The organism is Limnovirga soli, assembly GCF_013106755.1.
GTDB classification, from domain to species: Bacteria; Bacteroidota; Bacteroidia; order Chitinophagales; family Chitinophagaceae; genus Limnovirga; species Limnovirga soli.
Genome location: NZ_WHPF01000044.1, coordinates 1 through 649 on the forward strand (window position 1 = coordinate 1; position 649 = coordinate 649).

Annotated in this window: 1 protein-coding gene; it reads right to left on the reverse strand. The window is 45.8% G+C overall.

Annotated features, from left to right (window positions below):
* Window positions 1–649 (reverse strand): Ig-like domain-containing protein (locus tag GD597_RS21690; RefSeq protein WP_171610013.1); only part of this gene is annotated, 649 nt, incomplete at both ends.

The window sequence follows — 649 nt, forward strand, 5'->3', positions numbered from 1 at the left end:
ATGGTAGCGATACCAATATTATTACTTAACCAGCTGCCACCAGCGGTTACTTCACTTAGATTGATTGTATGACCTACACATACACTATCCGGGCCAGTTATCGGAGCGATTACCGGTAAGGCAGATACAACAATGGTTTTGCTTACACTATCACTACAACCTGCTGCATTAATCACCGTATAACTAATACGCACCGTGCCGGCACTAATGCCGGTTATCAGGCCTCCACTGCTAATGGTAACGATACCGCTATTATTACTTAACCAGCTGCCGCCAGCGGTTACTTCACTTAGATTGATTGTATGACCTACACAAACACTATCCGGGCCGGCTATAGGAGCAATCACCGGTAAGGCAGATACAACAATGGTTTTACTTACACTATCACTACAACCTGCTGCATTAATCACTGTATAACTGATGCGCACCGTGCCGGCACTAATACCGGTTACCAGGCCTGTATTAGTGATGGTGGCGATGCCGCTATTATTACTTAACCAGCTGCCACCAGCGGTTACTTCACTTAGATTTATCGTATGACCTACACATACACTATCCGGGCCGGTTATCGGAGCGATTACTGGCAAGGCAGATACAACAATGGGTTTGCTTACACTATCACTACAGCCTGCTGCATTAATCACCGTAT